The following is a 9984-nucleotide window of genomic DNA, read 5'->3' as shown; positions in this document are numbered from 1 at the left end:
TGCCACAACCTTAATTGTAAGTTATATCTCCTATCAAACTAAAGAAGTCCGCATTACCGGTAACACCGTTAATGTAACCCTGCAAGACGAAGACAGAAGTTTGTCGGAGGTTGTCGTAGTGGGTTACGGCACCAGGGCCAGAAGAGATATCACCGGTGCCGTATCGCAAGTAAAAGCGGCGGACCTGGAGAATATTCCGGTGACCAGCTTTGAATCAGCGCTGCAAGGTAAGGCAAGCGGCGTCATGATTTCTTCCCAAAACGGAAAACTTGGTCAGGGCATTACCGTAAGGGTGAGAGGTGCAGCATCCGTTACCGCTGGCAGTGAACCCTTATATATTGTTGATGGTATTCCCATCACCACCGCTAACTTATCAAGCACAGATGCACCTACAAGTCCTCTTGCCGACATCAATACCAATGATATAGAATCTATTGAGGTGCTAAAAGACGCTTCTGCTTCAGCAATTTACGGTGCAAGGGCCTCCAATGGTGTTGTGTTGATCACCACCAAACAAGGAAAAACTGGCAAAACGGCCATCAACTTTAATGTGTTGGGCGGCATCAGCTCTCCTTCCAACCACAAAGAATTTTTAAATGCACAGCAATACGTGCAGCTCATGCGCAGAGCTGGTGAAGGTGCTGCCAATCAGGATTTCCTTTTAGGGGATTATGATACCATAGAAGATGCGCTAGCCGATTACAATCGCATTGTCACCAACCGCTTAATCAGGTATTCTGCCGGCAACAATGATTATGAAACTTATAAAGTCAATACCAATTGGGAAGAAGCGGCCTATGCAGACAAACCTTTAATGCAGCAATACGACCTGAACTTCAATGGTGGTAATGAAAAAACGAAGTTTTACCTTGGTGGCCAGGTGCTTGATCAGGAAGGTATTTTGATAGGAAACAGTTACAACAGGTACAGCGGCAGGTTAAATATCACCAATAAAGCGACTGATTTTATTGAGGTCGGCATTAACCTGAATTTTACCAACAGTATCAACAACCGTCTATCGAATGACAATGCCTTCTCCAACCCTCTTCAATCCGTTGCGCTCTCGCCAATCACCCCTCTTATAGATCCACGAACTGGATTATTGAGCGGCAGTCTTCCTGGAGAGGCCTCCAATTATCCTGTTTACTATAACCCTTTACTTGCACTCGATAATGCTTTTTATAAAGCTACCGTTTACCGCACCATCGGCAAGGCCTTTGCCAATGTAAATATATTGAAAGGCTTAAAATTTACCACAGATTTCTCTGTAGATAACCTTAATCAGAATGAAGAGAGTTATTATGGCTCCCTGACTTTCAGAAATACAGGCGTAGCAAACGGTGATGGTGAAAACACCTCCACGTTTATCATGAACATCAATACCAACAATTTCTTCAGCTACAATACTACTTTTGGAACCAACAGTGTGTTCGATGCTGTTTTAGGTACAAGTTACCAAAAAGTAACAGATAAATACAGCGAAATAGAGGGTGCTGATTTCCCTAGTGATGCCTATAAAAAACTCGGTAGCGCCGCAACGAAGGTTAGTGCTACCAGCAGTGAAAATGCTTATAGCTTTTTGTCCTACTTCTTTAGAGGTAACTATAAATACAAAGACAAATACCTGTTAAGTTTTAGCACCAGGATTGATGGCTCTTCTCGTTTCGGTGCCAGCAATCGTTATGGTGTGTTTCCTGCCGGTTCCATAGGCTGGATAGCTTCGCAAGAAGATTTCATGAAAAATATGGAAGCGATCAGCTTGTTTAAAGTTCGTGCCAGTTATGGTTTAACAGGGAATGCAGAAATAGGAAACTACTCTGCACGCGGCTTATTTAGTGGTACAGGTGCTTACGGTGGTTTACCCGGACAAAGACCATTACAAATTGCTAACCCAGATTTAACATGGGAAAAAACTACCCAGCTTGATTTGGGACTTGACTTCGGCTTCTTTTCAGACCGGATCACAGGTACTTTCGATTATTATCAAAAACACACCACCGAACTCTTGCTTGATGTACCCATTCCGCAAACCACAGGTTTTTCCATCCTCACTCAAAACCTGGGTAAGCTTGAAAACTCAGGCTTTGAGTTAGGGATCAACAGCAACAATTTAACAGGGGCCTTCAAATGGACAACAGGCCTTACCGCATCCATCAATAAAAATAAAATTACAGACCTTGGTGGACAAGTATTAAATTCCAATGAAATCAATGCGGCTATCGCAGGTCAGCCCATCGGCGTTTTTTACCTTCCTGAATATGCGGGTGTAGATCCTGCAAATGGCGATGCCCTTTATTTTCTAAATACAACACAAGCTGATGGCACGGTCAGTAAAGAAACCACCAATGATATCAATGAGGCACAACGCATCTTTGCGGGTAATCCTAATCCAAAGTTCATCTTTGGCTTCAACAACAGTTTTTCTTTTAAAAACTTCGACCTGGGGGTCTTTTTTCAAGGCGTTTCAGGAAATAAGATCTTCAACTCCGGAGGCACTTTTATGAGTGCCAGCGGATCTAATGGTTATGATAACCAAACTGTAGATCAAATGGACTACTGGAATACACCAGGTCAAATTACCGATGTTCCGGAGCCAAGATTAGGTTATGGAAATGGTGTAGGAACTTCCACACGCTACCTTTCCACAGGATCATACATCAGGTTGAAGACCCTTACCCTCGGCTATACCCTCCCTGCCAGTATGCTTAAAAAAGTGAGGCTGTCTAAGCTTAGAATTTATGGTACGGCACAAAATTTACTCACTATAACAGGTTATAACGGCTGGGATCCAGAAGTGAACGCAGATTACCAGGCCACAAACATCAACCAGGGGGTAGATTTTTATTCGGCACCTCAGGCTCGCGTCATTTCCTTTGGAATCAACATTGGCCTTTAATCTTTTAATCATTGCCTGTCAACAATTAATTGTAAAAAGATGAAACACACAACTCTACATAAACTCTTGATGGTCACACTCCTGCTGCTGATCATCTCTGCTTGTAAAAAACCATTAGACTTAGATCCTACAGATACTATTGAGCAAGATCAGGCATTGCTGACTTCCAAAGATGTGGAAGTGGCACTTATCGGTGCTTATGCCGATTTAGGCAGATCAGATTTCTATGGTGGCCGCCCATTTTTGATGGCTGATTTTTTAGCCAATACCAATGCTATTGAATGGTACGGCACTTTTGAAGAACTCACTCAAGCCATCAATAAATCACTGTTAAAAACAAACGTTTTCGTGAGAAACATCTGGAGAGACGGTTACCAGGCCATCAATGATGCCAATAATATCCTCACTGCCATTGATAAAGTTGATGAGGCGAAAAAAGCTCGTATTACCGGGGAGGCTAAGTTTATCAGAGGTTCAGCTTACTTCGACCTGGTGAGGTTATTTGGAAAAGCCTATAATGATGGTAATCCAAGTACAAATTTGGGCGTACCGTTAGTGCTTACGCCAACAACTGTCATTACAGATGCAAACTATGTTAGCCGTGCTACGGTAGCCGAAGTTTATCAACAGGCCATTAGCGACCTCACCGAAGCGGAGACAAATTTACCAGCCAAAAATGGTTTCTTCGCTACTAAATCTTCAGCAGCAGGAATGTTAGCCAGGTTGTACTTACAGATGGGCAATTATACCGCTGCCGCTAATGCCGCTAATAGGGTCATCACGTCAGGCAATTACAGCCTTGCACCAACCTACAGTCAGGCGTTCCCCGTTGTCCAGGAAGCAGGAAGCCCCGCACAACCCGGGGGCAACACCACCGAAGATGTTTTTGCCATACAAGTAACCAACTTAACGGGCTTCAATAGTTACAATGAGTTTTATGGCGCTTCAGATTATGGTGGCAGAGGCGATGCTGTCATCTCTGCCAGCTGGATCGATAATAACTATATTGATGGTGATGAACGTAAGGATTTCTTTTATGATGATGATGATCTTTTCACCTTCAAATTTGCCAACCAATATGGAAATGTTTCTATCATCAGGCTTGCAGAAATGTACCTCATCCGTGCGGAGTGTAACGTACGTTTAGCGCCAGCTGCTCCTATTGGTGGCAGAACACCCTTACAGGATTTAGCCGTTGTAAGAAGCAGAGCGGGCCTAACAACCACCACAGCAACACTGGCCAACATCCTTAACGAGCGTAAATTAGAGCTTGCCTTTGAAGGTTTTGCCCTCCATGACGCCAAAAGAACACAAACCAATATTGGCTCACTCGCATGGAACGCAAATGCTCTTGTTTTTCCTATTCCACAACGAGAAATCGATGCCAATAAAAACCTGGTGCAAAACCCGGGTTATAACTAAAAAAATGACAGGGGAACAGGCATGATTGTTGACAAGTATGGCAATACATCAATAAAAATGGTTGCAGAAAAAAGATCTTTCCAGTTTATTCCCTTTGTCATCAACATATTAATTCCTTTAGCCTTTGGGGCGCTGGGAGGTCTGTTTACCAGTGCATCTGACGATTCATGGTACGCATCCCTTGAAAAGCCATCATTCAACCCTCCCGGCTGGATTTTCGGCCCGGTATGGTCTATTCTTTATATCATCATAGGCATTTCAAGCTATCTGGTTTGGCGCAAGCGCCACCAGATAGCTCATTTGCCAAGACTCATCGCTGTCTATTTCATCCAATTGGTGCTGAACCTCTTTTGGTCTTTCCTCTTCTTTTACGCCCATAAAATCGGCGCCTCCCTATTTGAAATCGTAGCCTTATTAGTCGCCATTGTCATTAATGCACGTATGTTCTACCGCATCGACAAGACAGCAGGACTCCTTTTCATCCCCTACTTTTTGTGGGTAAGCTTTGCGACTTTACTCACTTACAGTATCTATAGCTTAAATTAAAACTGTTTTTATTTTTTTAAGTCGCAAACTGACCATTATGGTGTTGTGCAACATCCATCATCTTTGAAATCTGTAACAAGGCTCTCGGTACATGAAAGGCACACTTCCACTTACCTCCTTTTAAAGGTAGCAATACTTCACCTTTTCTATTCAAATAACCAAACCACTCTCCATGCTCAGGATCTCTAAAGCGATTCCAGCTATAATCATGTAGTTTCTCAAACCATTGCAGACAATCCTGATTACCAGTTAATGCATACCCTTTCGCCATACAAACTAAGGATTCAAGATGTACCCACCACAGTTTCTGATCCCATTCAAGTTGCTGCACTGGATGTCCTTTGATGTCCATAAAGTAAAAGATTCCACCATACTCCTTATCCCATCCATAATCAAGTGTTCTTAAGGCTATCTTTGTTGCCTTTTCTATCAGCGCCAGGTCCTGTAATCTGGTACCCAGATCCATGATAAACCACATGGCTTCAATGATATGCCCCGGGTTAACTAACCTCCCGTCAAACGAATCAGAAAAGGAGCCATCAAGATTCACATTTTCCAGTATCAGTCCACTCTCAGGATGATAAAATACTTCCATCACCTCATGAATCACCTCTCTTAACAAATCATCTACTACTTTTTTATCTAGTAAATGTTCCATCTCCAGCGAAAGGTTGCTTAATATCATGGGAAGGGCGAAGTTCTTTAAAGAACGCGTCCCGGGAAAAGCTTTATTGTATTTCCCTTTTGGATTGTCACGTCGTGACAAAATATTGAAGAAGGTAGTTTTTGCAATAGCTGCGTATTTTTCTTGCGGATCTATTTTATACAGCGCGGCGAAAGCCATACTTGCAAAACAATCTGAAAATATGTTGTAGGGCTGTACTAATGGCTGCCCTTGCTTATTTAATGCAAAATACCAATTCCCCTCCTCATCCCGACCATGTTTTTCTAAAAAGTCAGCGCCGTGTCTGGCCATATCCAGCCATTCCTGCTTTGGTTCTACTTCATGATACATTGTTGCAAAAGTCCAGACTTCCCTTGCCTGCAACCACATAAATTTATCAGTATCAAATACATTCCCTGCACGGTCCAGGCAATTAAAATATCCTCCATCCTGCTCATCTTTAGAATGTTTCATCCAAAATGGAATCACATTATTCATTAATTCCTCCTCGTAAATTTCACTGTAGTTGTTCATCTCTGTGCTCAAATTGTCAATCCTTTTAGGTATTCTTTATATCGGTTAAATAAGTTTCCGGCCTGCGGATAAGCAGACTGCGGACTCATAAAGTGAGAAAATTCAAATGTAATGGCCTTGTCGTACCCAGCCCTTCGTGCAGCCTCTAATTTTAAACGTAGTTTTTCAAATTTGATGGGTAAGAATTTAATAGGCATATCCCTGTCAAAGCTTTCCGCATTTGTCCAACACTGCAGGCCATATTGATCAGCTATTTTTTTATTAACAGCAAAAAAGTCATCAAGTTCATGGTAGTCTATATGCCCATCTTGAAATGCAACTGCGTCAACAGCCCCACTGATTCCTTGAAATATGTCTCCCCATTCTTTTTCATGCTCCTGTATAGATACTGCATCCTGTTTACTCAGTTGTGAAGATGCAGCCATGACCGCTTTTTTACCATCTATCCATGGAGAGATGAGCGTTGGCAATCCCTCACTTACATCTTTACATTGCTGCCCAAGTGTACGGAATGCCTCAATAGCACCCTTAGTTCCCCTGCTGATTTCCATACTCAGGTACCATCCACTAAAGCTCTTGTAATGGCCATATTGCTTCCATACTTCATCAATCACAAAACGATTGGCATCAATTTCAAATTGCATATTACCGGTGTCCCAATACTTTCCACTATCATACAAACCGAAATAAAATTTCATACTGTATTTATCTGCAAGCTGCAAAAAAAGCTCTACCAGATCTACTGGAGGCGCATAGCAACCATGCTGCTCTTGCAAGTATATGGAAGGGTATGTAATGAATCTCCTGTATCCACTGCGGATCATGATGACCGTATCTATTCCAATTAACCTCATATAAGCGAAATCTCTATCCCATTCTTCTCTTCCCCAGTTTTGGTGAGGTATGTCATGAGAAATCTCATCAATGAAGGTTCCAGTTATTTTCATGTATTTTATAAATATTTTTTACGCTTTAAAAAGTTGACCCACAACACATAAGCCGCAGGTGTGATGTGAATACCATCCATGGTTAATCCTGGCTTTAACTTACCAGTACCGTCATTAAACACTTCATGAAGATTAATGTAAGTTAAATTGTATTTTTCAGCTAGAAAAGTAATTCTACGATTGAGCTCCACTATATATTGTCCCTTGTTCTTAAGATAATCAGCTGTTAGAATATCATCATTCATAGGTAATACGCTTTGAAGGTAAAGTTTTGTTTTTGGCGTACCTTTATGGAACTGAATGATCATTCGCTCATAATTTTTGGCAATAACGTCTACCGGCAGACCACGCCCAATGTCATTAATACCTATCAGTAAAAAAACTTTGGCGGGTTTACTTGAAATAATCGGCGACAGCCGGGCTAGCACACCAAAAGTATTATCACCTCCAATACCGCGGTTCATAATTACTTTTCCCGGAAGCAATTCGTGCCACATGCCACGCTCGGTAATACTGTTGCCTAAAAACACAATAGATTTCCCTGGTAAAGGCAGGTTTTTGAATAGCTCCATTCTACCCTTATAGTAGGTATTATTATAGGTGCTATCAATTTTTGCTTGCTGTGCAATAACAGGGATAATATGAGAAAAGCCCATTATAAAAGCGGTAGTAGCGATTAATTTTAGTTTCATACTAAAGTAGATTTTGTTTTTTTAAATACTCAGCCCATAATACATAACCTTCTGGCTGCAAGTGAAGGCCATCTGTAGTCAGGTTTTTGATCAGCTGGCCATTTTCGTCTTTAAATACATTGTTGAATAAGTCAACATACGGCAAATTGTATTTTAGGGCAAGGTCTTTCATCAAACCGTTAAGCGCTATAATTCGCTGATTTCGTATATTGTCATAAATAGAGGCCAGCATTGATTCCCTAACAGGGAGTACACTTTGAAGATACAGCTGGGTTTTGGTTTTGCTTTTTTTGACTTTTAAGATGATACGCTCATAATTTTTAGCTATGACCTCAATGGGTGTTCCTCTTTTGATGTCATTAACACCAATGGCAAGAAATATTTTACGTGGCTGATGTGCCAATACATCATCGAGCCTGTAAAAAACACCAAAAGAATTGTCACCACTAATGCCTCTGTTAATTACTTTTTTAACACCGGTTACATCCTGCCATTGACCTACTTCGGTAATACTGTTCCCTAAAAAAACTATCCCCTTTTTTTGAACTGGCAAACTCTTGAAATACTGTACTCTTTTTACATAATACCCATTGGCATAGCTACTGTCGCTTTCAGAAGACTTTTGTGCCATACCATAAACGGTATTTGCTAAAAGCAATGCAGTACATAATATGTTCTTCATTTTATATCGTTATTTGTGTAAGTTGTGTTAATTAACTGGCTCCTGGTCTTTTCTCAAGGGAACCAGCCAGGTTACAATAAATGCCGGAATGGTTGCGATCAGCACCCATATAAAAAATTCTTTATACCCTAGATAGTCACTGATCCATCCACTTATCATTGAAGGGATCATGAAACCGAGGTTCATCAAACCACTACCGAAAGCATAATGGGCCATCTTGTATTTTCCAGGTGCTATATTCTGCATCATAAATAAAATCAGACCTACAAAGCCATAACCGTAACCGAAATATTCTATAGCAACCGCTGCTGCAATCACATATAAATCCTGAGGCATAGTAATGGCGAGAAATGCATAAGCAGCAAATGGCAAATTGAAAAATCCACACAGAATGAGCAGCGTTTTTTTGGTTAAGCCTTTGTTAGATACGTAATAACCTGCAACTAAAGAACCGAGCACGAAAGAGATGGAGCCAAAGACTCCGTACAACAAGCCAATTTCTGATGTGGTCAAGCCCAATCCCCCTGTAGTTCTGGAAGCTTTAAAAAATAAAGGGATAATTTTAATAGCCTGTCCTTCGGCAAACCGATAAAAAACAATAAAACACAGGCTATACCAGATATTTTTTTTCTGGAAGAATGTAATAATTACATCTTTAAGGGTAGCGAATCCCTCCTTTAAAGAAGAGATCGCCTGAACTTCATTTCCGCCGGGCAAAACTCTCATGTTATACAATCCCAGCAAAACCATGATCAAACCATAGGTAAACATCACTACCATCCATGCATTATGAATTCCAATCTCTTTTTCCAATTGCCCGGCTATATACACCAGGACCCCGCCCGATAACACTTTGGCAATGTTGTAAAAAGCCCCTTGCCAACCCACAAATTTTGCCTGAAGCTTAGGTGTAAGCTCGTTTAGATAAATGCCATCAGCAGCAGTATCATGCGTAGAACCACTGATAGCTATCATGGTTAAAATGGCAATTGAAAAACTAAAGAAGTGATTCATTTGCAGGGTTAAGGCCAAAAGACCAAATAATACACCCGTAAATAGCTGAGTAGCATAAACAAAGAACTTCTTGGTTTTGTACATTTCTAAAAAAGGACCCCATAGTGGTTTAATGGTCCAGGGAAACATAATCAGGGAAGTCCAAAAAGCTATCTGTGTATTGGAGATACCCATATTTTTGTACATGATGGAACTTGCACCGGAGAGCGCCACAAAAGGCAGGCCCATAGCGAACCATGTAGTTGGAATCCAGTAAATGGGATTTATAATTTTAGTTTCTAGCTTCGACACTTTGTTTATTGAATGATTAATTAAATATTTTAATACGATCTGTGTATTGCTCCCCGAAACGATCGGTTACAACGATCTTTATTTCCTTCGAACCCACAGAGGGATTGGCAAAAAACAAATGTTCTGTTAACCGTGGTTTTATCCAGGGATATGGGCTGGTTTTGGCTACCTCCTGGAGATATTTGATGGCATCGGGGTCAAGACCAATAAATTGCTGCATCAAACCCATCGGTTTCTCATCTTCAAACCACTCAACTTTCCAGTCTTTATCCCAGTTCCAAACATTTACTGAAACT

9 protein-coding genes are annotated in these 9984 nt (G+C 41.2%); 3 read left to right on the top strand and 6 right to left on the bottom strand.

What is annotated here, in order from left to right; genetic code table 11:
• The 3 genes from ACR2F7_RS16175 to ACR2F7_RS16165 form a co-directional block, all read left to right on the top strand.
• On the top strand, positions 1-2896 hold a 2896-nt coding region (locus ACR2F7_RS16175), incomplete at its 5' end, for a SusC/RagA family TonB-linked outer membrane protein (protein ID WP_432714578.1).
• Positions 2897-2935: 39 nt separating this feature from the next.
• A complete protein-coding gene (locus ACR2F7_RS16170) occupies positions 2936-4318 on the top strand; it encodes a RagB/SusD family nutrient uptake outer membrane protein (protein WP_432714577.1) in 1383 nt (460 codons plus the stop codon).
• A gap of 21 nt (positions 4319-4339) precedes the next feature.
• On the top strand, positions 4340-4864 hold the full coding sequence (locus tag ACR2F7_RS16165) for a TspO/MBR family protein (protein ID WP_432714576.1): 525 nt from the start codon (positions 4340-4342) through the stop codon (positions 4862-4864).
• A 16-nt stretch (positions 4865-4880) separates the two neighbouring features.
• Here ACR2F7_RS16165 and ACR2F7_RS16160 read toward each other — a convergent pair whose 3' ends face one another.
• The 6 genes from ACR2F7_RS16160 to ACR2F7_RS16135 all read right to left on the bottom strand — a co-directional run.
• Entirely contained in the window at positions 4881-6062 is a 1182-nt protein-coding gene (locus ACR2F7_RS16160) for an AGE family epimerase/isomerase (RefSeq protein ID WP_432714575.1), read from the bottom strand.
• Positions 6063-6070: 8 nt separating this feature from the next.
• Positions 6071-7009 carry a DUF4434 domain-containing protein gene (locus ACR2F7_RS16155; protein ID WP_432714574.1) on the bottom strand — a complete coding sequence of 313 codons (939 nt, stop codon included), beginning with the start codon at positions 7007-7009 and terminating at the stop codon, positions 6071-6073.
• A 5-nt stretch (positions 7010-7014) separates the two neighbouring features.
• Positions 7015-7701 (bottom strand): GDSL-type esterase/lipase family protein, encoded by a 687-nt coding sequence (locus ACR2F7_RS16150; protein ID WP_432714573.1) that lies wholly within the window; start codon positions 7699-7701, stop codon positions 7015-7017.
• A gap of 1 nt (position 7702) precedes the next feature.
• The gene (locus ACR2F7_RS16145; protein ID WP_432714572.1) at positions 7703-8383 is read right to left on the bottom strand and encodes a GDSL-type esterase/lipase family protein; all 681 of its coding nucleotides are present in this window, start codon (positions 8381-8383) and stop codon (positions 7703-7705) included.
• A gap of 27 nt (positions 8384-8410) precedes the next feature.
• Entirely contained in the window at positions 8411-9688 is a 1278-nt protein-coding gene (locus ACR2F7_RS16140) for an MFS transporter (protein ID WP_432714571.1), read from the bottom strand.
• A gap of 16 nt (positions 9689-9704) precedes the next feature.
• Positions 9705-9984, bottom strand: a 280-nt coding sequence (locus ACR2F7_RS16135) for a calcineurin-like phosphoesterase C-terminal domain-containing protein (RefSeq protein WP_432714570.1), incomplete at its 5' end; no start/stop codon positions are given.

The organism is Pedobacter sp., from assembly GCF_045628745.1.
GTDB lineage: Bacteria > Bacteroidota > Bacteroidia > Sphingobacteriales > Sphingobacteriaceae > Pedobacter.
The sequence above is the reverse complement of the archived record's forward strand: the minus strand, read 5'-3'. Positions and strand labels throughout refer to the sequence as shown.